The organism is Chryseolinea sp. T2 (assembly GCF_037203685.1).
Lineage (GTDB): Bacteria > Bacteroidota > Bacteroidia > Cytophagales > Cyclobacteriaceae > Chryseolinea.
Genome location: NZ_JBBCAU010000002.1, coordinates 393626 through 418301 on the forward strand (window position 1 = coordinate 393626; position 24676 = coordinate 418301).

The 24676-nt window shown below is 47.5% G+C and carries 20 protein-coding genes and 1 tRNA gene; 9 read left to right on the forward strand and 12 right to left on the reverse strand.

From position 1 onward, the window contains the following. On the reverse strand, positions 1-699 hold the full coding sequence (locus WBG78_RS06570; RefSeq protein ID WP_337325597.1) for a hypothetical protein: 699 nt from the start codon (positions 697-699) through the stop codon (positions 1-3). 359 nt (positions 700-1058) lie between these two features. Next, on the reverse strand, positions 1059-1265 hold the full coding sequence (locus tag WBG78_RS06575; RefSeq protein WP_337325598.1) for a hypothetical protein: 207 nt from the start codon (positions 1263-1265) through the stop codon (positions 1059-1061). Between WBG78_RS06575 and WBG78_RS06580 the strand changes: the two genes are divergently transcribed. Continuing rightward, positions 1264-2286 carry a BamA/TamA family outer membrane protein gene (locus tag WBG78_RS06580; protein WP_337325599.1) on the forward strand — a complete coding sequence of 341 codons (1023 nt, stop codon included), beginning with the start codon at positions 1264-1266 and terminating at the stop codon, positions 2284-2286. The genes WBG78_RS06575 and WBG78_RS06580 overlap by 2 nt on opposite strands. Before the next feature lie 76 nt (positions 2287-2362). On the opposite strand, the gene WBG78_RS06585 is transcribed toward WBG78_RS06580, so the two are convergent. Both WBG78_RS06585 and WBG78_RS06590 read right to left on the reverse strand, forming a co-directional pair. Continuing rightward, on the reverse strand, positions 2363-2965 hold the full coding sequence (locus WBG78_RS06585) for a hypothetical protein (RefSeq protein WP_337325600.1): 603 nt from the start codon (positions 2963-2965) through the stop codon (positions 2363-2365). A gap of 197 nt (positions 2966-3162) precedes the next feature. Next, positions 3163-3612 (reverse strand): type I restriction enzyme HsdR N-terminal domain-containing protein, encoded by a 450-nt coding sequence (locus WBG78_RS06590; RefSeq protein ID WP_337325601.1) that lies wholly within the window; start codon positions 3610-3612, stop codon positions 3163-3165. Positions 3613-3690: 78 nt separating this feature from the next. Here WBG78_RS06590 and WBG78_RS06595 point away from each other — a divergent pair, with 78 nt between their 5' ends. After that, positions 3691-4458, forward strand: coding sequence for an AMP nucleosidase (locus tag WBG78_RS06595; RefSeq protein WP_337325602.1), 768 nt, complete (start codon positions 3691-3693; stop codon positions 4456-4458). A gap of 97 nt (positions 4459-4555) precedes the next feature. Here WBG78_RS06595 and WBG78_RS06600 read toward each other — a convergent pair whose 3' ends face one another. From WBG78_RS06600 to ald, 4 genes are all read right to left on the reverse strand, one after another. Next, positions 4556-5896 carry an MFS transporter gene (locus tag WBG78_RS06600; RefSeq protein ID WP_337325603.1) on the reverse strand — a complete coding sequence of 447 codons (1341 nt, stop codon included), beginning with the start codon at positions 5894-5896 and terminating at the stop codon, positions 4556-4558. A gap of 78 nt (positions 5897-5974) precedes the next feature. Further along, positions 5975-6448: an ExbD/TolR family protein gene (locus WBG78_RS06605; protein ID WP_337325604.1), complete on the reverse strand. Its 474-nt coding sequence runs from the start codon at positions 6446-6448 to the stop codon at positions 5975-5977. 82 nt (positions 6449-6530) lie between these two features. Next, positions 6531-8576: a tetratricopeptide repeat protein gene (locus WBG78_RS06610; RefSeq protein WP_337325605.1), complete on the reverse strand. Its 2046-nt coding sequence runs from the start codon at positions 8574-8576 to the stop codon at positions 6531-6533. A 169-nt stretch (positions 8577-8745) separates the two neighbouring features. Continuing rightward, positions 8746-9858 carry an alanine dehydrogenase gene (gene ald / locus WBG78_RS06615; protein WP_337325606.1) on the reverse strand — a complete coding sequence of 371 codons (1113 nt, stop codon included), beginning with the start codon at positions 9856-9858 and terminating at the stop codon, positions 8746-8748. A gap of 74 nt (positions 9859-9932) precedes the next feature. Between ald and WBG78_RS06620 the strand changes: the two genes are divergently transcribed. Next, complete coding sequence (locus WBG78_RS06620) at positions 9933-10325, forward strand: gamma-glutamylcyclotransferase (protein WP_337325607.1); 393 nt, start codon at positions 9933-9935, stop codon at positions 10323-10325. A 77-nt stretch (positions 10326-10402) separates the two neighbouring features. Beyond that, entirely contained in the window at positions 10403-12814 is a 2412-nt protein-coding gene (locus WBG78_RS06625) for an alpha-ketoacid dehydrogenase subunit alpha/beta (RefSeq protein ID WP_337325608.1), read from the forward strand. 107 nt (positions 12815-12921) lie between these two features. On the opposite strand, the gene WBG78_RS06630 is transcribed toward WBG78_RS06625, so the two are convergent. After that, complete coding sequence (locus WBG78_RS06630) at positions 12922-13779, reverse strand: hypothetical protein (protein WP_337325609.1); 858 nt, start codon at positions 13777-13779, stop codon at positions 12922-12924. Positions 13780-13948: 169 nt separating this feature from the next. Here WBG78_RS06630 and WBG78_RS06635 point away from each other — a divergent pair, with 169 nt between their 5' ends. Further along, positions 13949-14932, forward strand: a complete 984-nt coding sequence (locus WBG78_RS06635; RefSeq protein WP_337325610.1) for an acyl transferase — start codon at positions 13949-13951, stop codon at positions 14930-14932. A 286-nt stretch (positions 14933-15218) separates the two neighbouring features. On the opposite strand, the gene WBG78_RS06640 is transcribed toward WBG78_RS06635, so the two are convergent. Further along, on the reverse strand, positions 15219-15956 hold the full coding sequence (locus WBG78_RS06640) for an outer membrane beta-barrel protein (protein WP_337325611.1): 738 nt from the start codon (positions 15954-15956) through the stop codon (positions 15219-15221). A 133-nt stretch (positions 15957-16089) separates the two neighbouring features. On the opposite strand from WBG78_RS06640, the gene WBG78_RS06645 reads away from it, so the two are divergent. Then, a tRNA-Arg gene (locus WBG78_RS06645) sits at positions 16090-16163 on the forward strand. Between the two features lie 564 nt (positions 16164-16727). Here the strand turns inward: WBG78_RS06645 and WBG78_RS06650 are convergent. Continuing rightward, positions 16728-17573 (reverse strand): ThuA domain-containing protein, encoded by an 846-nt coding sequence (locus WBG78_RS06650; protein ID WP_337325612.1) that lies wholly within the window; start codon positions 17571-17573, stop codon positions 16728-16730. A 25-nt stretch (positions 17574-17598) separates the two neighbouring features. Then, complete coding sequence (locus tag WBG78_RS06655; protein WP_337325613.1) at positions 17599-20982, reverse strand: ThuA domain-containing protein; 3384 nt, start codon at positions 20980-20982, stop codon at positions 17599-17601. A 112-nt stretch (positions 20983-21094) separates the two neighbouring features. Here WBG78_RS06655 and WBG78_RS06660 point away from each other — a divergent pair, with 112 nt between their 5' ends. The 3 genes from WBG78_RS06660 to WBG78_RS06670 all read left to right on the forward strand — a co-directional run bounded on the left by WBG78_RS06660 (position 21095) and on the right by WBG78_RS06670 (position 24517). Beyond that, positions 21095-21865 carry an NUDIX hydrolase gene (locus WBG78_RS06660; protein WP_337325614.1) on the forward strand — a complete coding sequence of 257 codons (771 nt, stop codon included), beginning with the start codon at positions 21095-21097 and terminating at the stop codon, positions 21863-21865. A 77-nt stretch (positions 21866-21942) separates the two neighbouring features. Next, positions 21943-22857, forward strand: a complete 915-nt coding sequence (locus tag WBG78_RS06665) for a PfkB family carbohydrate kinase (RefSeq protein WP_337326246.1) — start codon at positions 21943-21945, stop codon at positions 22855-22857. A 487-nt stretch (positions 22858-23344) separates the two neighbouring features. After that, positions 23345-24517, forward strand: coding sequence for a DUF1624 domain-containing protein (locus WBG78_RS06670; protein WP_337325615.1), 1173 nt, complete (start codon positions 23345-23347; stop codon positions 24515-24517). Positions 24518-24676: the final 159 nt, after the last annotated feature.

A 24676-nucleotide genomic window follows, 5' to 3' on the forward strand; every position in this document is an offset into this window, starting at 1 on the left:
TTAGTTGAAGGTCACTGAAATTCCTAAACCGGTGTTTATAAAAGACAGGTCGTAGTAAGAGTGAGTTCTGCCGACGGTGCCAACAAATGAATCCACCTGGCTACGAGCCCCTGAAAAATCCATGTAGGCCATAAGACCTATTACTTTGGTAACTCTGTATTCCCCGTTAATGCCCAATAGGAAAGTGAATGATGGCGAACTCTTAAAGTCGACGTCGTATGTCAGGGGAGTTCCGTTCGGATTTTGATAAACCAGAATCTGAAAGGAATCAATGTTCGTGAGAGCAAAACCAATCCCTGTCTTGATACCAACATCAAGATTTGAAGTTATAGGTATGTCGAAATAGGGGCCGAACGTCAGCAGCAAGGGCCGATATCTTGCCGCTGATATTTCGGTGCGCGTGCTCAGCTGTCTCGAGAACTCATCGGACATTGCTGCATTATCCAATGCATTCTGCTGATAGGAGAGGTGCAGTCCCAGAGAAAAGATTTGTGGCCACGAGCTAAAGCGGGTCTCGTCTTCAAACATAACGCTCCACCCGGTGGTGGCGAAGCCGCCGTCACCCATAGATTTTGACCCAAAGCTCCCCACTGGCCAGGATGCCCCTCCACCAACGGCATACTTGGTCTGTGCACATAATTCAGCACTGGCGATGCATCCAGCCACAATCAATACCGCACACAAATATCGATGGACCATTCAGGGCTTGTTTTATTGGGAAAATTCAGAGACTAATATACTTTATTGTTCATCTGGTATAAACTTTGGTAACTTAAAGTTGACCATATTCGCGATCCTTGTTCACTGGTCAGTGTTTGTTTGGGGGACGGCGTGAGAGATCCTTTCAAGGAAATCCCGGTTGGTAGGTAATATTGTGAAATCGTCGTTACCGGCATGTTTCTGATTGTAAAGCATTATTTAACAATTCAAGCCCGATTGCAGTGGACAATCAGGAGAGTGATCGCCGTCGCTTGCATATTGCTAACGTTAGCGATAGGCGACTTGGGATATGCTCAGGGTTTGTCTTCTGAGGATTTAGTGTTTGAGAGTTTACCTGATCAGCGTTTACCTTCCCTGGTATTGGTTTCATTGAGCAGCGCCCTGACCGAACGAAGGCCCAGCGCGTCGCTCTTATCCGGTGTACAAGGAAGCACAAACATGCAGCCGTTGTCCATGCTTGATCGGAGTGCCATCAGTGCCATCGGTTTGTCTTCAACCGACACATCGGGCACAATGCAGAAGTTGAATGAGGTAAATAGTTTCATGGAGTGGTACATGCTGTACTTTCCTGTTCCCTTTGGTTCCTACAGCAAGGAAACCAGCTGGCTCTTCGGCCTGACGAAGTACAACGCATTCACTATGCGGCGAAAGGGCGAGGAAATTCCCAATACACAGGCTTCCAGCATAACGGCGTTCGGATACTATACATTGAACACGCAATACAAGGCTGTCCTGGAATCCAATCTCATGTTTCCAGGTAACCGTGCGATCTGGAAATCAACACTGGCATACATTTATTACCCACTTCTTTATTATGGTGTAGGCAACAATACGCGCCTGAATCAGGAGCGTACACTCAATACTTTAAATATCCAGTTCAGTACGTCTTATTTGTTTAAAGTCTGGAAGAAATTGTACGTAGGTCCCGCGTATGATTACTTCAATTATTACAAGGTAGAGATCGACGGAGATTCGCCGAGTTACCCTGGTGATAGTCTTAGGTTGGCGAATGCAGAGGGCAGGCAGTCGGGGCTGGGATTGCGCATATCAATGGAAGGCAGGGACAATCGACTCAATGCGAAAAAGGGATACTACCTGGATGCAAGTTATCAATGGTTTGATAAGGCACTCGGAGGCAACTTCAACTATCAGTACTTTCAATTTGACGCACGCTATTACTTTCCTTTGCTTCGAAAGATAACAATTGCAAGCGTGCTGCGTTCAGAGTCACGACAGGGAAATGCGCCTGTTCAATCAATGGCTTTTCTTGGTGGGGATTATTTCATGAGAGGCTCGTATCTGGGGCGATATAGAAGCAACGTTTCACTTATCGCACAAACGGAAGCGCGATTTCCCATCTTTTGGATTCTTGGGGGAACATTATTTGGTGGAGTTGGGCAGGTGGCAACCGATTATGTGAAGATCGACATGGGGTCATTCCATGCTAACTACGGCTTCGGTTTCAGAATAAAAGTTGACAGCGCTCACGATGTGAATCTCAGATTTGACATGGGATTCAGCGACGATCAAACGTTGTTCATCATGAACTTCTCTGAAGCGTTCTGAAATCAGAGTGAGGAACAGTGTGAGAGTGAGGAATCGCTCCCTTCCTCGCTCTCACACTGTTCCTCACTCTGATTTCCTACTGTGATTTGCTGAATTCCAGACTGAACGTTGCCTCTTCTTTCGTATCAAACACAACTTCCAGTCGAAGTTTGTTCTTTGTCGCTGATGTTGCTGGCTTGCCGTCGGGGCCGCAGTTGTCCAGATTGAAAAACAGCAACCTGAGTTCGCCGCTAAGTGATCCCTCGTTGATTTCTTTAATCTTAAAGTTCTTGCCCGACATCCAGTTGATTGATTCCGCTCCTGTTTGTTCGCCCAGCTCAATTTTCCAGGACAACTCTTCCGGCGCAAGCTTACACGTATAATGCTTCATTACGTGTACGACTTTCTTGTCATAGCTGATCGTATATTTATTCACTACGTCTTTTGCCTGAAACACATTAGATAGTTTGTCGCACGCATATTCCTTAACGGGTGCAACGATAACACCGTTTGACTTTCCGGATTGAACACTAACCTTATCCAGCGTCCAGGTGCCTTGTAGTTGCTGTGAAAAGTTTGCAATGTCCTGTTCAGCCGGCGACAACGAGTCATCGCTACAGCCTGAAAACAATGCTGCGAGGAGTGTGAGAGCTAACCAGTAGTGTGATTTCCCAAGAGAACGGACAGATGCAACCTTCATAAGTGTTAACGTGCGTTTAAAAAATTGCTTTTTACCGGCGGACAATCACATGCCCTGGGAGACATGAGAATTTGCCTGGAAGGCCTTGCGTTGCGCCTGAAATCAGTGGTAACCGCGGGGTCAGTCCTGAAATCCTACATAAATGCTGTTTTCAGTACACAGGTAACTGGCTTTGTTGATGAAAATCAAAGTATCCATCAGTCGGCTCCAAATAATGGAAGGTCCTGGATTTGCCTGGAGACCCCGTTTGTCCAGTCGATCTCACAGAAGATATGCGACATCCCATTGGTAACCACGAGGTATCGCGCCCGTAAGGTATGATTGTAAGTTGCCGCCTGTTCTATGGTAGATTGCCTCAGCTTATAGTCCGGTGCCTTGCATTCCACGAGCATCCAGGGCCTACCGTCCCGGGAGAAAATTACTATATCAGACCGTTTGGATAGCGTATTAAATTTAAGGCCACCCTCGATTTTTATCAGGGCTTTTGGATACTGTCTGTCCTTGATCAGGTAGTGAACAAAATGTTGACGCACCCATTCTTCTGGTGTTAACAGGAGATATTTTTTTCGCAGCAGATCAAGGATGAATATCTTTTCACCTTCGCGCTTCAGAGTGTATTGATAAGGAGGAAGGTTAAGAGCAACCATGACCACAAATAAATGATTTTTTGAGTTGCCTTCACAAAACGTTAAAAGCGAACTCGTTTCGTTTCATTATTTTTGAGTATGAAGACCAAAGAAGATATAGTTAATAACTGGCTTCCCCGCTACACGGGCGTACCTCTGAATGAGTTCGGCGAATATGTACTCCTAACTAACTTTGATAACTATGTTAGCCTTTTTGCTGCCTGGCATAACGTCCCGGTTACAGGCGTCGATCGGGCGATGAGAAGCGCAACAGCCGAAGGGATTACAATTATTAACTTCGGCATGGGCAGTCCCAATGCTGCAACAATAATGGACTGTCTAAGCGCCATCAAACCAAAGGCATGTCTCTTTCTGGGCAAATGCGGAGGATTGAAAAAGAATGAGATCGGCGACCTTATTCTCCCGATAGCTGCTATCCGGGGGGAGGGAACCTCGAACGACTATTTCCCGCCAGAGGTGCCGGCACTGCCATCATTCGCTCTTCAAAAAGCAATATCCACAACCATCCGGGATTACAGTCAGGACTATTGGACCGGCACCGTTTATACAACAAACAGAAGAGTGTGGGAATGGGATGAGAACTTCAAGAACTACCTTAGAAAGATCCGGGCTATGGCTATCGACATGGAGACTGCAACGATCTTCACTACAGCATTTGCCAACAAGATCCCAACGGGTGCGCTGCTGCTGATTTCAGATAATCCAATGACACCGGAAGGCGTTAAGACAGAAGTGAGTGATTCGGCTGTGACAAAGAATTATGTGGAGACCCATTTGAGAGTAGGCATAGATTCCCTGAAGCAACTGATCAACAACGGAATGACCGTTAAACACCTGCGCTATTAGCATTAACACATTTTTTTATTGCTTGCCCTACAAAACTATAAATACTAATTACCCACTAACGACTCAGGACTAACGACTCAGGACTACTATGGGCCGGTTATGAATGGCTGGCCACCGTTGGAGCGCGCAGAACACGCGTCTTCACTCCCCAAAGCAAAAGAAGACCCACCACAAAATAAACGGAGAGGAACAACGCGCTGTAGCGCATGTTACCCGTGATGTGATCAATGAAGCCATACGAAAATACGCCTATCACAATTGAAATATTGAAGGCGACATCGTAGAAGCTGAAATATGATGCGTGATCGACCGTATCCGCTGGAATCAGTTTCGAATATGTGGCGCGCGACAGCGATTGAATGCCGCCCATGACCATACCCACAAAAACTGCAAGTACATAAAACTGATTCGCGGTTGTCGTAAAATATGCACCGACGCAGATGCCAATCCAGATTACATTCATGACAATGAGCGTAGAACGGTTGCCCTGCACGCGGGATATTCTGGCAAACATCCAGGCCCCGAATGCGCCCACCAGCTGAATGATCAGAAACACGGCGATAAGTATGTCACTCTTCAGGTGCAGTACATCAGTGCCAAATAAGGCGGCCAGATACATAACTGTCTGCACACCCGAATTGTAGAAAAAGAATGCGATAATGAATTGTCGCAGATCCGGTTGCCCTTTCAATGAGTGCCACACTTTGCTTATTTCCCGATATCCGTTTTTCCAAATATCAGCCGACGGAGGTTTACTGTAAATATTGGAGGGTAGGTACCTGAATGGTATAATGGAGAATCCGACCCACCAAAGTCCTGTAAGCACAAATGATAACCGGGAAGCGTTCAGTTCTGCAGCCGATCCGACACCGAACCCAAGTCGCTCCGCGTTCATGATAATGGCGAGGCAAATTACCATAAGTACTATGCCGCCATAGTAACCCATCGCATATCCGCGCGCACTGGTTGTGTCATACCGGTCTTCAGTTACGATTTCAGGAAGGAAGGCGTCATAAAATACGAGGCTTCCAGAATATCCAACGCTCGCAAGAGTAGCGCATAGTAGCCCCCACGTTAGACTGTCAATTCCCGTGAAGAAGTACAGTCCGCAGCAGGCAGTCGCGCCAAGAAAAACGAAGAACTTCATGAATCGTTTTTTGTCTCCGGTGTAATCGGCAACCCCCGACAATAACGGCAGCATCGCGGCCACCAGGAGAAATGAGAACGAGAGCACGTAGGTATAAAGCACAGAGTTCTGCACTTCGAACCCAAGAAATACTACAGTGTCACGTCCATCCACTGTTGTCACAGCCTTGTAATAGACAGGAAACAGAATGGAAGAGATAACGAGAGCGTATACGGAGTTGGCCCAATCGTACACGTACCAGGCGCGCACGATTGCAGGATTGTTCAGTTGGGGGGAAGACGATTCTTTCATAGCATTCAGGCGTCGAAAGATAGAAGCCTTGCTCAAGCAGAGCAAGCCTCCGATACCATCTTGCTTATGAAACCCCGGTCATTCTTTGATCATTGCCCTGTCTTCGGCTGTTTCCTTCACCACGTAGTAGTGCTTAACGTAAGTGGTATCCATCTCGTCGATGATGTCGACCAGATTCTGATAACGGCTGGTACGCATAGGTTTAATCAGGATGATCAGGTCATTTCGCTTTGCCACGGCATCCTTAATGACGGCCTTGATTCCATCCGGTTCGTAGTCGGTGGTTTTCACTGCATCATCGCCGAGAAAGTAATAAATGATGTCGTTGTCGCCGAGTAGCAGAGTGAGAACTCTTTCTCTTTTAACCATTGGCGGTTCCTTTGTTCCGTCATCCTGCTCGGGCTTAACAATTTCCAGTGCATACTTTTTGTTGATAGTCGTGGTAAGTACGAAGAACGTGAGTAACAGGAAAGCGAGATCGACCATAGGTGTCATGTCGATGTGAAGGGAACGACGACCGCCGCGCCCTTTGGGTGCAGATACTTGTGCCATAGGATCAGGTACGTTTAGCTATATAAGCGTACCGGTGGAAGAAAGTCACGAATCAGCACGTGACTTTTTTATAAGTCAGCGTTCAGATTTTTTGAATGTTGTCCATTTTGAATTTCATGCGTTGCAGCAGTGGCCTTAATCTGGCAACTTCGTCTGCTTCAAAATAATCCTGTTCGACATTCATGTACACCAGTATAGAGTACTTTGTTTCGATGAGTCGGCTGAGCAGTGAAAGGGATTCATCAACCCGGTGGAGACCGAGCAGGATGATGGCCCGGGCATACATTTTATCTTCGTCTGATTTCGGCTCGCTCAGTTCCTGAAGTACTTTTTCGGCGTCGGCAACACGACTAGCTCTTGCGTATATACATCCCAGAATGCCTAACATCACCGGGCGTCGGCCGGTGAGCGCCAGGGCTTTCATCATTTCCTGCTCGGCCTCATTGTATTTCTTCATTTTGAGGTAAGCCATAGAGAGAGAGAAATACGCTTCGCCATAGTTAGGATCAAGTTCAAGGGTATGTCGAAATTGCTCTACCGCCTTTTCCATTTCACCACGGTAGTGATACACGCGACCAAGTCCATTGTTCACCGCGACCGACATTGGATCGAGTTCATGGGCAATGTTCATTTCGCGAAGCGCCTCATCGGAACGTTTATGAACAGCGAGGAAAAGCGCATACCATTCATGAGCGGTCGAGTATCCGGGCTTGAGATCGATCGTGCGACGAAATTCGGCATCTGCCTGGTCCCAGTCCCAATCAAGTCTGAAGTTGATGTATGCCAGCGCGGCATGAGCTTCTGCAAGTGTCTCATCGATCGCCAGCGCCCGTTGAACCGCACTGCGGGCCTTTTGATGAGCAGGTCCGTCTGGCAGCGAACCAAATCCGGCGCCACTGAGCAGGGAATAGCAATAGGCAAGGGTAGCATGCGCCAGTGCAAACTCGGGATCGAAGGCTACGGATTTTTCGAAATGCATAACGGCCTCGTGAATGCTCTTTGATGTGCGGGCGTTCAGATAGTGTTTGCCTAGCAGATATTCTTCGAAGGCTTTCGGATTGCCCGTATAGGTTTTATCCAGCTGCTTCTTTTCGCTCGAGGCAAGAATGACCTGAAGCTTGTTAGCGACGTGTCTGGCGATTTCGGTTTGAATAGAAAGAATGTCCTGCATCTTGCGATCGTACTCCATCGACCAGACGTGCTCCTGTGTATTCACGTCGATTAACTGTACGGCTACCCGCGCGTTGTCATTATACTTTCGAATGGTACCTGCAAGTACAGATCCTACATTAAGCTCGTTGCCAACATCTTTTATTGACTTCGTTGTATTCTTGTATTGCATAGTAGACGAACGGGCGATGACATGCAAGTCGTTGATCTTCGACAAACTTGAAATCATCTCTTCCGTCATACCATCCGCGAAATACTCATCCTCCTGGTCGCTGCCCAGGTTATCAAAGGGAAGCACAGCCAGGCGAAGTGACATTGGATCTTTAGGAACAGGCTTCGTCTGAAGCCAGATGAACGCAGCAATCGAGCATATCATCAGAAGAGATGCAACAATGGCCAGTAATGTTTTCCTTCGCGAAAGAAGACCATTCTTTCTCGGCGCCTTTTCCCAGGGAAGCACCACCGCGTAAACCTCCATGGGCATCGTAATATTCTTAAGCTTGCGCTCGCCTACGCTTACCACGGGAAAGTCTATCTTATTTCGGATCTGGCGGGCTACATCCTCAGAAATAAAAATGCCACCGGGATCTGCCAGTGGCTGGATGCGCGCGGCAATGTTGACACCATCGCCATGAACATGCTGTTCTACTCTCACTACGTCGCCGATATGAAGGCCTATCCGAAGGCGAATCTGATCGTTCTTTGGTTTGCCCTGATTTCGTTCATACAACGCTTGCTGAATTCGTATCGCGCAGCATACACCTTCTACGGCGCTGCTGAATTCTACAAAGAAAAGATCACCGGCTGTTTCAATTTCTCTCCCTTCATATTCCTGGAATATCGGCCTTAGAATAGCCCTGTGAATATCCAAAAGTTGTAAGGCATGCGCCTCATTCTCCTGAGTTAATGCACTATAGCCGACTATGTCAGTAAACATAATGGCCGAGAGGCGTCTCATGGGAAAGGGGGTTGGGCGGAGGTTTAGGTTGTTATAAGTTAATACAATTCCCGTGCATTTTTAATGCACCCCACGAAAATTCGAAAGGTTGATTCAATCAAAGTGCCGCGCAGCGGTCATTTTGGGGCAGGTGCCCGTGTATTTACGGATATGGAACTTCAGCTATCTGCTAAAGGAATTTCATCACATCGGTATATGGCAATGAGAACGCATCAGCAACAGCTTTGTACACTACTTCGCCATTGATGACGTTGAGGCCATCGCGCAGATCTGCGTTCTCCTGCGCGGCGCGCTTCCATCCCATGTTCGCAAGCTTAATGGCATAAGGCAATGTTGCATTTGTGAGCGCCAGCGTTGAAGTGTAAGGAACAGCACCGGGCATATTTGCCACGCAGTAATGAACGATATCGTCTATCACGTACGTTGGGTCTTCGTGCGTAGTGGGACGGCATGTTTCAATACATCCGCCCTGGTCGACAGCAACATCAACCAATACAGTTCCGGGCCTCATCGTTTTCAACATGTCGCGAGTGATAAGCTTGGGAGCCTTTGCTCCGGGAATAAGCACACCACCTATAATCAAATCGGTTTCCTTTATTATTGCACGGATGGCATATTCACTTGATACAAGCGTTCTAACATTCGTAGGCATTACATCATCGAGGTAACGAAGCCTGTCGATGTTTACATCCATGATGGTTACATCTGCGCCCATACCTGCGGCGATCTTCGCTGCATTCGTCCCAACAACACCACCACCGAGGATAAGGACGCGTGCGGGGTGAACTCCGGGAACACCACCTAACAAAATTCCGCGTCCCTTTAACGGCTTCTCAAGGTACTTCGCGCCTTCCTGAATGGACATCCGTCCCGCTACTTCAGACATTGGTATCAGAAGAGGAAGACTTCCGTCAGCACGTTCAACAGTTTCGTACGCAAGGCACACGGCACCACTTGCAATCATTGCCTTTGCCAGTGGCTCATACGAAGCGAAGTGAAAATAGGTGAAGACCAGTTGATCCTTCCGAATCAATTTGTACTCGGGCTCAACAGGTTCCTTAACCTTGATGATCATTTCGGCAGCACCAAAGACTTCCGCGGCATCGGCGGCCAGCTTTGCTCCTGCGCTCACGTACTCCTCATCCGAAAACCCGCTTCCTACTCCGGCTGTTTTCTGCACCAACACCCGGTGTCCACGCTTGATCAGCTCCTGCGTTCCGGCAGGGGTAAGCGCAACACGATTTTCATTATTCTTGATTTCTTTGGGGACACCGATGATCATAGTAATTTGTGTTAATGGCGGCGCAAATATAATAACGGACTTTCAATTTGGTTGCCCGATTAAAACTCTTTAGTATGAGCCAAATGTCTATCAAACCATTAGGGAATTACGCCTTTTATGGAACCCTTCGAATGGGGATGGAAAATCATCAGGTGTTTGCGAAGACACTCGTTTATCTGAAGACCACGACACTTCAGGGATATCGCATGTATTCGCTGGCAGAGTATCCGTACGTCATTCGCACTGGCGTTGAAAGTGACTCGATAGTGGTGGACTTATTTCAAATCACTTCGGGTAATACCGAAGAAATGATATACGAAATGGAGATAGATGCAGGATATGTTCTTTCAACGGTGACGATTGAGGGAATTAAATTTGGCATCTATCTTTTCGAAACAACCATGACCGATGATGAAGTTGTCGAAGGGGGAGACTGGGTGTCCTATACAAAAAGTCAATTCTTTTGAATATATCTGCTATTGTCTATTTTTGGCTAGTAGTGGGCTAAGGCTAAATACAGGCTATTGACATAAACCCGTAAAACTTGGGAGCACTTAAGGAAGTAAGAACGAAATTCTCTCAGGCGAAGGTAAAGGAAATACTTTCCGACTACCGGCTGGCCGTTGAGAGCAGAGAAGCAAGTCTCATCGGGCGGAAGGAGGTTTTCATGGGGAAAGCCAAGTTCGGCATCTTTGGCGATGGAAAGGAAGTTGCACAGATCGCCATGTCAAAGGTTTTTCGCAAGGGAGACTTTCGCGCGGGATACTATCGTGATCAAACATTTATGTTTGCTATCGGCGAGCTGACAGTGCAGCAGTACTTTGCTCAGTTGTATGCGCACACAAGTGTTGAGGCAGATCCTGCATCAGCGGGCCGCCTGATGAATGGCCATTATGCCACCCGCTTCCTCGATGACACGGGCAAGCTCAAAGATCTCACGCAACTAAAGAATAGCAGTGCCGACATTTCGCCCACAGCAGGTCAAATGCCACGCTTGCTCGGACTTGCATATGCATCGAAATTATTTCGTGATAATGCGGGCCTCCATTCGTTGTCAAACTTATCTGAGAACGGGAACGAAATTGCCTTTGGTACTATAGGGAACGCTTCTACTTCTGAGGGCATGTTTCTGGAGGCAATAAACGCAGCCGGTGTGTTGCAGGTTCCCATGCTCACTTCGATATGGGACGATGATTATGGAATCTCCGTTCCCCAGGAGTATCACACTACAAAGGGAAGTATATCAAAGGCTCTGGCAGGTCTGCAACGGACGGCTACTGAAAAGGGCTTTGAAATAATCACGGTAAACGGTTGGGATTATCCTGCGCTCATTGATGCATATATGCGGGCAGAAAAAATTTGCCGCGACGAACACGTACCTGTGTTGTTCCATGTGCGGGAAATGACTCAGCCACAAGGTCACTCAACATCAGGGTCACACGAGCGTTACAAAACTAAAGAACGCCTCGCCTGGGAAGTGGAGTTCGACTGCATCAAGAAGATGCGTGAATGGATCATCAACGATGTGCTGATACTCCCGGAAGAAATTGATGCCATTGAGAAGGAAGCAAAGCAATCAGCGAGACAGGCAAAGGAACGCGCATGGAAAGCTTTCATGGATGATGTAAGAAAGGACCAGCGTCTTGTGGCCAGCATACTTGAAACAGCGAAAGACGAAAGTGCACGGAGCGAAGAGATTTCGCGTATAAGGGGAGCGTTGGTTCGGGCCATAAATCCTACACGACTTGAAACGATGCGGGCCGCAAAGCAGGCTGCGCGCTTGATGGTAGGGGAGTCAACGCCGTCTCGTGAAGCGCTTATTCAATGGTTGAAAGACGCAGAGACTGACAACTTCGATCGGTACAGTTCGCATATGATCAGCGTATCGGAAGAATCCGCACTGAATGTTATTGCCGTAGATCCGATTTACACCGACCAGTCACCTCTCGTCGACGGACGTGAAATATTGCAGGCATGTTTTGATGCAGCATTGTCGCGTGATCCGCGGGTGCTTGCGTTTGGAGAAGATGTTGGAAAGATAGGCGACGTTAATCAGGGCTTCGCTGGCCTGCAGGCAAAGCATGGTGAACTTCGCGTAACAGATACTGGTATTCGCGAATGTACTATCGTAGGACAAGGGATAGGCACCGCGTTGCGCGGGCTGAAACCAATTGCCGAAATCCAGTACCTCGATTATTTCATCTATGCATTGCCGACGTTATCTGACGACCTGGCTTGCCTTTATTACCGAACCAAGGGAGGCCAAAAGGCACCATTGATCGTTCGAACCAGAGGTCACCGTCTCGAAGGCGTGTGGCATGCAGGTTCACAGATCGGCATGCTCCTTCATTCACTGCGTGGAATGTTCATCATTTCGCCCCGGAACATGACACAGGCCGCCGGATTTTATAATACCATGCTGAAGTCAGACGATCCATGCGTCATCATTGAATGTCTCAATGGCTACCGGTTGAAAGAGAGATTACCTGATAACATTGGTGAGTTTACCATTCCTCTGGGAGTGCCGGAAATTCTCAGGGAGGGTACTGACGTCACCATAGTTACCTATGGCTCTATGTGTCGTGTTGTGATGGAAGCGGCTGAAGCTCTCGAAGAAATGAAAATCTCATGCGAGGTCATCGACGTACAAACCTTGTTGCCGTTCGACATCAACAATGTTATTCTCGAGTCGGTGAAGAAAACAAGCCGCGTTGTTTTTGCTGATGAGGATGTGCCCGGAGGTGCAACATCATTCATGATGCAGCAGGTCCTTGAAAATCAGAATGCGTACCCTTATCTCGATTCAAAGCCTGTTACAATAACTGCTAAGGAGCATCGGCCTGCATATGCAAGCGATGGAGACTACTTCTCCAAACCCAATCCCGAAGAAGTATACGAGGCGGTTTACTTCCTGATGTCAGAAGCTAACCCTGAAAGATATCCAAAGTTGTATTGATGAATTCGTCATCGGCTGGATACATGCCGATGATGGATTTGTTATCGGCAATGGTTTTGGGAAGCAACGGTTGCTTACCTGACGCGTTGTGGTTTGCTGTTTGCTTCTTACTTTTTGATCTTATCCAGAGTAAAATCCTCGGTCTGTACATCGTTGCTGACATTAAGCGCGCGATCCCGAATCCGGATCTTTAATCTTAATGACTTTGATCCGAACGTAGCCTTGATTCCCACAGATGTCAACGCATACGTGAGGTTGCCTTCCAATGGGCCTGGCTTTTCTGTTAACACGGGAAAGCGCTGATTGAATGCCGCCTCACAATATTCTTTTTCCCAGTCGAACAACGTGTATTTTCCCGTTCCGTCGTTTTCCCAGAATTCAACTTCAATGTTCCGGTGGTTCGGATTGTTTTGAAAGTAAAACATGTCCTTCACGATATAGATAGGGGGAAATCCATTTTTACTTTTCATCGTATCAATTTCCGCGTAGGATGCATCAATGACTTGCTTGTCTGCATCCATGACGTAAACCGACTGAAGTTTGTAGTCGGTGCAGGAAGAGACGGCGTCGACAAAAGGAGGAAGGTTGTCGGAGTAGGCTGGATCTGCCAGCGTCCTTACCGTTGCAAGTTTCCCTGTCATGCCCGGGGGAACATCAACAAATTGGGGAAGGTCTGTAAACTCAGTCTTCTTGCCTAATTGTATTATCTCGCCGTTACTGGCAAGCCCGTAGAAAATATCATTGTAGGGTTCTTCAATCTGATCGCCGGCCAGGCCAAGATCGCCGTCGCCGTCGCGGAAAGAGATTGTAACGATAAGGGAGTCGGTGGGTGCGTTGACGTTACCCTCCTTGAAGGAAACACTGAGAAAGTCGATTTGCGGAGTGTCTGAAAATTCCGGGGGATCGAAACACGCGGTCACTACCGTCGAAACGGCAAACAAGAACAGGCCTTTTACAACTTTCATCACTTATCTAAATTCTATGTGTACCGACTTTAGTCGGTCTGTTTCCTTTGCTGACCTTTAATCTTTTGCCTTTATCTTTAGACCAAATTTGGACCTGCGCCAGGCCCGGATGCCGCACGGTGCCAGGCGCGGATATCATGGCCTTTGAATCAGACAAGTTAAGTAACGCTTGGAGACTTTTAAAAGTTTTGAATCGCAAATATACAGCGTAAACGCCCATTCCTTCACGGATATTGCGCTGAGAATCTTTCGCTTTCAGGCACAAAACAATCCAGTCTACAAGTCATTTCTCGGGCACCTCCGGACCGACATCTCGCGAATTGGCACCGTCGAGGAGATTCCCTTCATGCCTATTTCATTTTTTAAAGACTATACGATAAAAACGGGCGACTGGATTCCGGAGGTAGTTTTCACAAGCAGTGGTACCACCGGGAACAGCGCGAGTCGCCATCATGTGGCATCACTCGGGTTCTACCTTCAGAATGCCAGGCGCACTTTTGAATATTTCTTTGGTCCGCTCACGAACTATCACTTTCTGGCGTTATTACCATCGTACCTCGAGCGGGAAGGATCTTCATTGATCTCTATGATGGACTATTTTATCAGGGAGAGCCACTCGCACGTTTCAGGATTTTACCTGTATGATGTCGAAAAGTTGAAGCGCGACCTGAGTGAAATCAACGATGGCAGGACAATCATCTTATGGGGAGTTTCATTTGCACTGCTGGACTTTGCCGAGCAACATCCTATGAAGTTAGGAGCGATGTTATTTGAAACTGGTGGAATGAAGGGGAGGAGGAAGGAACTGACCCGTGAAGAATTGCACCAAACCCTTACACGGGCCTTCGACGTGGAGGTAGTCCATTCCGAATATGGAATGACGGAACTGCTATCGCAGGCCTACACTCGCGGAGGTGCGAAGTTTATTCCGCCCCCGTGGATGCGCATTATTGGCCGGGATCTTACAGACCCTCTTACCAAAGGGTTACAAAACGAAACGGTGGGTATAAACGTTGTCGATTTGGCAAACCTGCACTCGATCGCTTTCATCGAAACGCAGGATTTGGGCAAGGTTTTCGGGGACGGAACGTTCGAAATACTGGGAAGGACCGATAACAGCGACGTGAGGGGATGCAACTTATTGGTCAATTAACACCGTTCGTCTACGGAAGCTTGTGGCCAGGGTTCACGCCAATTTGAATTGTGAAATAGGAGTGATATTTTTGTTATAACCAACATTAGAAGAATGAAAAAGCTTGTTGTTTTCGCTGTACTGGCGGCTTTTATATCGGCTTGCAGTCAATATACCTGCCCGACCTATACAAAGAAGGAAGCGCCTAAAAAATCTACTGAGCAGAAGATCTAAGGCGATTTTTTAATCCCGCCTTTTACCCCCGCTTTTTTAGCTAAGTCCACCTTTTTTTGGATGTACTTCTTTTTTAGAAGTTAGACACGGAGATCCCGAACGTCAACGTATTGAAATCGTTGCTTACGTTGTCAGTTTGGATACCTTCACCTTTTCTGAACAAGGGGGAAAGATTGTAATTGCAGAATATGCTGAATCCACCGAAGCCAAGGCGTCCCAGGAGGCCGTAGCGCAGCGCATTGAGGTGGTAATCCTGCTTATCCTTCAGTTTCTTTACTTCGCCATCCTCTTTATACTTTATCTTGTTAAAGGAGTCGTAAAGCCATCCTATGCGGCCGCCTACGCTGATCTTGAAGCTGCGTGACGGATCCTCAGGATTGAGGGTATACCGGAGTTCTACTGGCACCTCTAAGTAATTGGTAACCAGCATGGACTTCTTGATATCAGGGGTCGGCAGCTGCGCTGGCGGCAGCATGGTAACCTCGTCGTGCGAGTCGTTCGTGTAGCCAACAGCATAATTGTCTTTGAACCGATAACGTTCGAGAGAGAACCCAATTCCAGGCACAATGCTTATGGGTGATTTGAACAGCCTGAAATCGTACTGATAGTAAATGTTAACGGTGCGGGAACCCCAGAAGTAGAGGTCAAAGTCCACTGGAGCACTAAGCGCCCGGTTAAAACCGAAGTCGACTGTAAAAACGCCTGGAATATCAGGGCGTACTGATTTTTTCTTGGCGGGCGCCGCCTCCTGGCAAATACCCACGACCGAAATCCCCATTAAAACTAAAATGCCCGCCAGTTGCTTGATCATGCGTTTCGTTGTTCCGTTTTTTTTACGAGCCCAAAAATAGGCTTTTTGACATCGTTGCAAAACTCAATTGATTTTGCAGAGTTAAATAATTCTTTACATTTGCAGTCCAAAATTTGCTGCCCGCAGCGAATTCGCGCTCGTAGCTCAACTGAATAGAGCATCTGACTACGGATCAGAAGGTTTGGGGTTTGAATCCCTACGAGCGCACACTGCTTCCTGCAAGCCGAAAGCCTCTGGATCACATCCAGGGGCTTTATTGTTTCCAACCAGGTCTCGTTCTGCACACCTATGGATGCTCTCCGCGAAAAAAAAGTTTTATCAGAATACTTCGAACAACGGAAATCGATTGCTGTCATCGTCGGCATACTGTAATTGTTGCATAATCCCGGATGGATAGTTTGTACACAAAAGATGTGCACTGTATCTCCAATGGAGTGGAACTGGTGGCCGTTGGTGCTGTGATTACCATCGATGTTGACGCAGACAAATGGCTCGGGTCACCAAGAATAAATTGAAATCCGAAGAGGATGTTATCAGCTTCCTGGATTATCACAACGGTCGTTCATAGGAAATCGAAGGGATCCAATCCAATAAACACTTTGACTCGCGATGATAGGTGAGACTTACCAACTTTTACATTTTACATTTAGAGTTTTACATTTTGCGGTTACGGTTTGAACGTTAGAGAATGCGTTCGACCTTGAAGACCCAAACCGCAAAATGTAAAACTCTAAATGTAAAATAATGTAAAATGTAAAATAGCGTCGGCCATTAATTGTTCACCGCATTAGCAAGCATCCTCACAAACGCGTCCTGTTTCCATGCTTCAGCATTATGACCAATTGAAGTATAGAAAGTCCGTCCCTTACCCGTAGGACGATACCATGCAACCGGGTGGTCTTTGCCCATGCCGAAGTTCTTGTCCTTCATCCAAAGCATGTTGCCGCTCGGGTTGATCGAAGTTCCGTCAATATTGTAGATTATCTGAAAACCTTTTGCACGGGGATTTTCCAGGAACACGTACCATTCGTCGGCATGGGTCCACGTTGAGGGTAGGCCAACCGTTAGAGTGCTGTCGGGTACCGGATTCAAAGTTATCGCCGTGCTCTGCAGCTGAGGATCCAGCGGATGGTGAGAAAAATGTGCACCCATAAGATTCTGCTCATACCAGTCCCAATGGTGCGAATCGTCGCCGGCACCATGAATGCCAATGAGACTACCTCCATTATTGACATAGTCTTCAAGGGCCTTCTGTTGCTCATCGTTCAATAGCCGTCCCGTGCAATTATTGAAAATCACCGTGTGAAACTTCGACAATTGCCCGGCATTAAAGATGCCACCTTCTTCCGTGCTGTAAAGGTACCAGCCGCTGTCAGCAGCCAGCTTCAGGAATGTTTCTTTTCCAGCTTCAATCGATTCTGCATGTCTGAAACCGGTAGTCTTCGAAAACAGCAGCACGTTGTGTTTGTCTGACGGTATGTCAATTGATGGGGCTTCCGTTTCGTAAGAAACCGGGAAACCGTTCTTTACCTTGTACAGGAACACCGTGCCTGCTCCAAAGATCAGGACAACCAGAATCACAATTGACCATAAAACTATTTTAAGGACTCTTTTCATACTGCGTCTTGAATGTAAGTGGCATCTATTTTTTCTTGAACTCCAGTGTCGCGAAGCCGGCAAACATCTTGCTTGGATTCTTGCATTTTACTTTGATAATCAAGTCATGCACGCCGCTCACTTGCTTAAGTGGAACGAGCAGATCCTGAAAACCTAAATCAGTCAGGCCCGGTTCAAAATCGATTGATGCTATAGGCTCCCCGTTGTCACTGTCAACAAACACTTCCAGCTTCCCTCCACTGAAATATGTAGGGGCTACGGCCACGCCGAAACTGATTGCGCCAACGTCGGTCAGATCGACGGCAGCGTATTTCATCATTCCTTCGTGACTTGGAAGAACGATCGTGATATCTTCCTTCAGTCCTTTCCAGATCTCAGGCGTGACCAGGAATATCATCGTCTTCTTTGACTCCGAGAACTTGTTTGCAGAGATCATAGGATAGGAGAGAGCTACAACCTCAGTAGAAGTCAGTGGCTTTCTTCCATTCGCTCCCTTGTCTGCATACGACGCCGTGAATATGTATGTGCCCTCTTTTTCGCCAGCCTTGTGCTTGTTCATTACAAAACTTCCCTTGTAAGGCAATCCAGCACCCTTGCTCTTTCCATTCGTTGAAAGAATGTATCGGATCATTTTTTCAGTATCATCGGGGCTAAGCTGTGGATGTGGCGCCATAACAAGATCACCCCATACTCCCGATCCGCCTTTAATAACTTTCTCAACCAGTCGCCTGATGGCAGATGCGTCGCCTGCATATTTATCTGCAACCAAACTGAACGCAGGTCCAACCGATTTATCTTTCAGCTGATGACAGGATTTGCAATCGGATTTTTCCAGCAAGGCTTTTCCTACAAGATGAGCCGATGCTTCCGCGTTTGCCTGGTGGCCCTGAATCACCTCTGTCACATCTCTTCCTCTTGCCAGATAGTCGGCTGAGAAAGTGATCGACGCGGGGTCGATGCCCTGATTAATCTTTCCATCTTCAGTGTCGGTCACGCTTACTTCATACTCAAAAGTCGACTGATCCCAATAGAAAGAACGGTTTCCTTTGAAAGTAATCTTAACTTGTGGCAGATCGTTGCCCGCAACAACCAGTAACTCCTGCGTTGCTTTTTCTCCGGATGGATCTGATACCGTTAGCGCTACCTTATATTCGCCTGGTTTGTCGAACGTAAATGCCGGATTCTTCTCCGAGGACTTGCCCAGCTCGCCAAAAGTCCACTCGTAGACAAGCTCGTCGCGGTCAAAATCCTTAGAGTGCTCGCCCGTGAATTGAATGGTGAGTGGAGTTTTTCCTATTGTCTTGTCAGCTTCGGCCACTGCAAGAGGCACGCGGTTGGCCGACGAGTAGGTAATGTGGATCAGCCTTGCATCCATGTTTTGAGTGAACCAGTTGGTGCCGTATTCAAGAGCGTAGAAGTCTCCTGCCGGACTCAATGCAATATCAACAAGGTTGTTGAACAGCATATTTGGGAGAAACCTTTCCATGCGAACGTAGTCTCCGTTTTCGTTTAGGGTAACAGCCATAACCCAACCTCGCATCCATTCGAAGGCAAAGAACTTCTTATCATAGTATTCGGGAAATCTTCGCTGCGACTCCGGATAGCGATTTGCATAGAACACAGGTCCTGCCATTGCACTGCGACCCCCTTCACCAACAAGCGGAAATTCTTTCGTTGCGGCGTACGGATAGTAAATCAGTGGAGGGGTTGCCTCAGGTAACTCTTTAGCACCAGTGTTGTTTGGAGAGTTGTTGACAGGCTTCTTCGGATCAAACATCGGCCCCGACTTGTTCGTCGCGTAGTCATAATGATTGTAAGGCGAATTGTTGCCGATAAAATACGGCCAGCCAAAGTTGCCGGCTTTGCGTGCCTGGTTGATTTCGTCAAATCCCTTGGAACCAAATCCCAGGCTGTCATTGCCGGCATCAGGTCCAACGTCACCCCAGTATAGATATGCATTCACAGGATCAACAGATATCCTGAATGGATTTCGTACCCCCATTACATATATCTCAGGACGTCCCTGCTTAGCGTCAGTAAAAAGATTGCCTTTGGGAATGGAGTAGGTGCCGTCGTCCTCCGGCTTGATACGAATAATCTTACCCCGGAGATCATTGGTATTTGATGCAGACTTTTGTGCATCCCATGCAGACCGCCCGGGACTCTCGTCCATAGGACCGTATCCGGTGGCGCGCGGACTTGTATTGTCGCCAGCCGACAGATAAAGCAGACGATCAGGTCCGAAAGTAATTGAGCCTCCTGAGTGACAGCATTCCTCTCGTTGCGTTTTCACTGTAAGCAATACCTTTTCAGTTGCCCGCACAAGGGAATCTCCCTCGAAGTTAAATCGCGACAGTCTTTGTATTGCTTCACTGCCGGGAGGTGAATAGTACAGATAGATCCATTTGTTCTTTTCATAGTCAGGGTCGACTGCGAGTCCGAGAAGTCCGTCTTCAAGTTTGCTGAACACCGAAAGAGTAGTGACCAGTCGGGTCTTTGTTTCGCCTTTCTTGAAAAGTTTGATAGCTCCTTTCCGTTCAATGAACAGCACGTCTTCGTTTGGAAATACGTCGAGTTCCATGGGTTCATTGAGATTGAAATCCAGAACAACCTTTTGAAAGCGATTTTCTTCCGGTGCAACCCGAGCGTTATTGTAATTCACGGCAACTCCGGGACCGGCAGCATATTGAATTCCTCCCCACAGCATATCAAGAAAAGCTGGATCTTCATAACTTTCATTGGTATGACCGAGTCCGGTATACCATGTTCTTCCTCCATCAAATTCGCGAGCCCAGGTAATAGGGTGATTATCGCCATTCGTTCCACCTTCATATGACTTCTCATCGAGGTCCAGGAGGACATTGATCTCCGGGCGTATATCCTTATAGTTATACCACTCGTCGTTGCGTTTCCACGTATCAGGCAAATGCTTCGTTGAAATATGTAACTTATCTACGAGCCTGACGACGGCCTCCCGCACATTAGGATTGTTTGGGTGACCGTTAAACCATGCTCCAACAAGTTCACCATACCAGGGCCAGTCGTATTCCGTGTCAGCAGCGGCGTGCACACCGACAAATCCACCACCCGCCTGCACCCAGCGGTTCAACTCCAGTTGCTGCTGATCATTCAGTACGTCTCCTGTGGTATTAAGAAACACAACGACATTGTAGTTCTTAAGATTCTTTTCGTCGAACACTTCTGCGTTTTCAGTTGTGTCAACGGTAAAACCGTGTTTGTTACCAAGAGAAAGTAGCGCAGTCTTTCCGGCAGGAATAGATTCGTGACGGAACGAAGCTGTTTTGGAAAATACGAGGAGCTTAATGTCCCGGGTATCGCGCGTGAGATAGAAGTAGGCGCCGATAGCGATCACAACAAGCACAATAAGAACGATGTAGCGCTTCTTCATATGGTCAAATGGTAATTCAGGAATGTATTTGAGTCAGAATGACTCAAATATACATTAAATTTGTTTTGAAGCAACGATCTGTGCTTCTTGCTTCGGTTTTCAGCGCCCTCCTATGATTCAAAAGCTTCGACACTTCATTCGTTCCCTTGAAAAGACTGCCATACCGCAACTCTCCATAAACTGCGTGATTTTTGGTTTTCACGACCGTAATCTCCAGGTTGTGGTTAATCGGATAGCACTGGAAGGAGCGCGAATCGTAGTTCTGCCTGGTGGATTTGTCGGTCAGAACGAGGATGTTTCTAAAGCCGTCACGAGAATAGTCAAAGAGAGCACGAGTCTGGAGCGAATTATGTTTCAACAGTTTGCTGTATTTGGAGACGCATCACGCACTTTCGGTAAGGAATTCAAGGCGATGGTTGCAAACATGAACACGGAAGAAAGACAGGAATTGGCCTGGATATCGCGACGATTCGTCACCATCTGCTACATGGCGCTGGTGAACTTTGAAAAGATAAAACTGCACCCTACACAATATCTTGAAACAGCAGAATGGATGCCCATTGAAAAGAGTAAAGCCTTATCTCTCGATCACAAAGAGATAGTGGAAAGCGCATTGGCAACGCTACGCAAAGAATTGCCATACGCCCCAATCGCGTCCAATTTATTGCCAGCAAAGTTTACGTTGCCTGACCTGCACGCCCTCACGGAAGCGATACTGGGAAGATCCATTGATCGTCCCAACTTTCGCAGAAAGATCTTGAAGTCCGAACAGATTGTGAAAGTGGGGCAGGACGATTCTGGCCAGCGCAGACCGGCCGACCTTTATGCGTTCAGACACGGCAAGCGGACAAGCCTGATCGATGAATACAAATTTGGATTTTGACCTGCCTGCAATGGTACTTGAGCAGCGTTTCATAGTAAAGTTCGATTGCAAAGAAATGCTCACCAATTGCTGATTGCATTTTTTACTACATTGGGTATTCTATGAAGGTACTTGCATTCGGAGAGATACTTTGGGACATCATTGAACGTGACGAGCATCTTGGAGGAGCGCCTTTCAATTTCATTGCGCACATTGCCCAGTGTGGCGACGACGCATACATAGTGTCGCGCGTGGGTGCTGATTTTCGCGGCATGAAAGCATTGAACCGTTGTAAGGCATACGGCGTGAGCGATCGTTACATTCAACATGACGAGAATCTCCCTACAGGTATCGTTGAAGTTACATTGAATAACGGCCAGCCGGATTATCTGATCGTCGAAAATGTTGCCTGGGATAACATAGCCTTCGAAGACTCACTTAAGAACCTTGAGGATGAACACTTCGACGTTTTCTATTATGGGACGCTTGCGCAACGGGGTGTTCGATCGGCTGAAACGCTGGAAAAGATTTTAACGTCATCCCACTTTGGTCAACGATTCTGTGATATCAACCTTCGCAAAACAGGTTACAACGTCACCGTTATACGGCGGGCGCTTTCGCACGCCACCATGCTCAAACTGAATCATGAAGAGATACCGGTTGTTTCGTCACTCGCCGCAGGTACAACAATGGACATCCCCACTTTCTGTTCCTGGGTAAGCAAGGAGTATTCATCAATCGCCCTGGTGATTGTCACGGCCGCAGAAAAGGGATGCTTCGTATGGCACAATGGCCGTCTGATCACGGTACCCGGCGTTCCTGTTCAGGTCGTTGATGCAGTCGGTGCCGGTGATTCATTCAGTGCCGCTTTCTTACACGTTTTCATGCGCACAGGGAATCCTGAATTAGCCGGACGTGTAGCCAATGGCGTTGGAGCATTTGTAGCAACGCAACGGGGAGCAATTCCTACTTACACACGCGACATCAGACAAATGATTGGCACATCCGCGTAAGCGTAATCGAGGAAACATCCCAGGCACAGTCTTCCGGAAGTTTAAAATGGCATAAATAGGGCTGAAGCACTTAGTGCGCCCGCTCCATATGATGCAATTCTTTTTTGAATTCGTGCTTGTTTGTAGCTGCGCTGGTCTTACAGGAGCTTAAAGTAGGGCATAAGCATAAAATGAGCCCTGCAATAGGCAAGAGTCTGAAGCTTAACTTCATCGTTGTGGGAGTTTGTGGGTTGGGTATGTTTAGGCCAACTGTTTGGCTGTGGGCCTGGTAATTAAGTTAGAGAATTTTAACGACAAATACGCCCGCCGGATTCAACAGACGATTAATTTATTTCATGATTTTATCTCGTCTCTCAAAAGCGCGGAAACTGGTCACTCGCGCTGGATTGTTTAGCGCTCGGACTTCTTAAAACGTCATTCGGTAACGGACTTGCTTTCATTATTGTGATGCCCTTTGCAAATTGATTGTTAAACAGCACCTTTCGGCATGACCATTCAGCAGACGGAAAAACTTTCAACGCGAGTCGCATCAATTGATGTATTGCGTGGCCTAATCATGGTTATTATGGCCCTTGATCACGTTCGCGAGTTTTTCGGAGCGACACCATTTCGTCCAGAAGATGTCACACAAACCAGCGTCGCCCTGTTTTCGTCCAGGTGGATCACTCACCTCTGCGCACCCAACTTCGTTTTCCTTGCCGGCATCAGCATCTATCTTTATCAAAAAAAGAAGGACAACATTCGTGAGACCTCAATCTTCCTGCTAACCCGCGGGCTATGGTTGATCGTTATCGAATTGGTGGTAGTCACGTTCCTTCTCCAATTGTCTTACCAGCTTATTCTGCTTCAGGTCATCTGGGTAATCGGCTGGTCAATGATTTTGTTTTCACTGATCATAAGGCTACCCAGGAAGGTAATCGCCGCTCTCGCGTTCCTGATCATAGCCGGCCACAACCTGGTGCCTAACAGTGCTACCGATAACGCCTTAGGTGTACTGGCGGGTATCTTTATTCACAGTCCCTTCGTGATCATGAATGGCGCGGGTGTTCCCGTCGTGCTGGTGGCGTATACCATTCTTCCGTGGTTTGGCGTTATGATGACCGGATACTGCGTCGGAGAATGGCTGGGGCTTCCATCGGGTGAAGCGTTTCCGAAGCTTTGGAAAACAGGCACTATAATGCTCTTTGCCTTTGTCGTACTGCGTATCATCAACCTGTACGGCGACCCTGCTCCCTGGGCTGTCCAACCCCGTGGCTGGGTGTTTAGTGTGTTGTCGTTCATTAACGTTTCAAAATATCCCCCATCGCTCCAGTTCGTTCTTCTGATGGTAGGGATTGGAATGCTGCTCCTGGCTGCCTTTACAATATTTCAGGGAAAAGTCACGGAATGGCTAAAGGTCTTCGGACAGGTACCTTTCTTTTACTACATCCTGCATCTGGCGTTGATTGCTGCCGGAACATTTGCCTGGACTACGATTTCATTTGGTCGTTATGCTAATCTTGGTTTTAGCAATCCGGCCGATTGGCCAAAGGAGTACGAGCCAAGCCTGCTGCGTGTTGTTGTGGTTTGGTTAATTGTTGTGGTGATACTTTACTTCCCTTGCAGATGGTTTGCAAACTATCGCAAAGAGAGCCAGAGCAAGTGGTTATCTTACTTGTAGCTCAGTGTAATGGAGAACTTTCCCCAGGTGACTATCAGCCGGTAACGGCAGGATGATCTGAACTGTCGCCAGGACGTTGTTTTTGGCGACCGATTTTTTGATGCAAGGCGTACCTTGAGCAATTGTCCCATGAACGGATCGAAGAAGCCTCAAATACAC

Excerpts from the sequence above, each read along its gene's own strand:
- WBG78_RS06570 (WP_337325597.1), bottom strand. The coding sequence starts at position 699 with ATGGTCCATCGATATTTGTGTGCGGTATTGATTGTGGCTGGATGCATC.
- WBG78_RS06580 (WP_337325599.1), top strand. The coding sequence starts at position 1,264 with ATGGAGTGGTACATGCTGTACTTTCCTGTTCCCTTTGGTTCCTACAGC.
- WBG78_RS06575 (WP_337325598.1), bottom strand. The coding sequence starts at position 1,265 with ATGAAACTATTTACCTCATTCAACTTCTGCATTGTGCCCGATGTGTCG.
- WBG78_RS06585 (WP_337325600.1), bottom strand. The coding sequence starts at position 2,965 with ATGAAGGTTGCATCTGTCCGTTCTCTTGGGAAATCACACTACTGGTTA.
- WBG78_RS06590 (WP_337325601.1), bottom strand. The coding sequence starts at position 3,612 with ATGGTTGCTCTTAACCTTCCTCCTTATCAATACACTCTGAAGCGCGAA.
- WBG78_RS06595 (WP_337325602.1), top strand. The coding sequence starts at position 3,691 with ATGAAGACCAAAGAAGATATAGTTAATAACTGGCTTCCCCGCTACACG.
- WBG78_RS06600 (WP_337325603.1), bottom strand. The coding sequence starts at position 5,896 with ATGAAAGAATCGTCTTCCCCCCAACTGAACAATCCTGCAATCGTGCGC.
- WBG78_RS06605 (WP_337325604.1), bottom strand. The coding sequence starts at position 6,448 with ATGGCACAAGTATCTGCACCCAAAGGGCGCGGCGGTCGTCGTTCCCTT.
- WBG78_RS06610 (WP_337325605.1), bottom strand. The coding sequence starts at position 8,576 with ATGAGACGCCTCTCGGCCATTATGTTTACTGACATAGTCGGCTATAGT.
- ald (WP_337325606.1), bottom strand. The coding sequence starts at position 9,858 with ATGATCATCGGTGTCCCCAAAGAAATCAAGAATAATGAAAATCGTGTT.
- WBG78_RS06620 (WP_337325607.1), top strand. The coding sequence starts at position 9,933 with ATGAGCCAAATGTCTATCAAACCATTAGGGAATTACGCCTTTTATGGA.
- WBG78_RS06630 (WP_337325609.1), bottom strand. The coding sequence starts at position 13,779 with ATGAAAGTTGTAAAAGGCCTGTTCTTGTTTGCCGTTTCGACGGTAGTG.
- WBG78_RS06640 (WP_337325611.1), bottom strand. The coding sequence starts at position 15,956 with ATGATCAAGCAACTGGCGGGCATTTTAGTTTTAATGGGGATTTCGGTC.
- WBG78_RS06650 (WP_337325612.1), bottom strand. The coding sequence starts at position 17,573 with ATGAAAAGAGTCCTTAAAATAGTTTTATGGTCAATTGTGATTCTGGTT.
- WBG78_RS06655 (WP_337325613.1), bottom strand. The coding sequence starts at position 20,982 with ATGAAGAAGCGCTACATCGTTCTTATTGTGCTTGTTGTGATCGCTATC.
- WBG78_RS06660 (WP_337325614.1), top strand. The coding sequence starts at position 21,095 with ATGATTCAAAAGCTTCGACACTTCATTCGTTCCCTTGAAAAGACTGCC.
- WBG78_RS06670 (WP_337325615.1), top strand. The coding sequence starts at position 23,345 with ATGACCATTCAGCAGACGGAAAAACTTTCAACGCGAGTCGCATCAATT.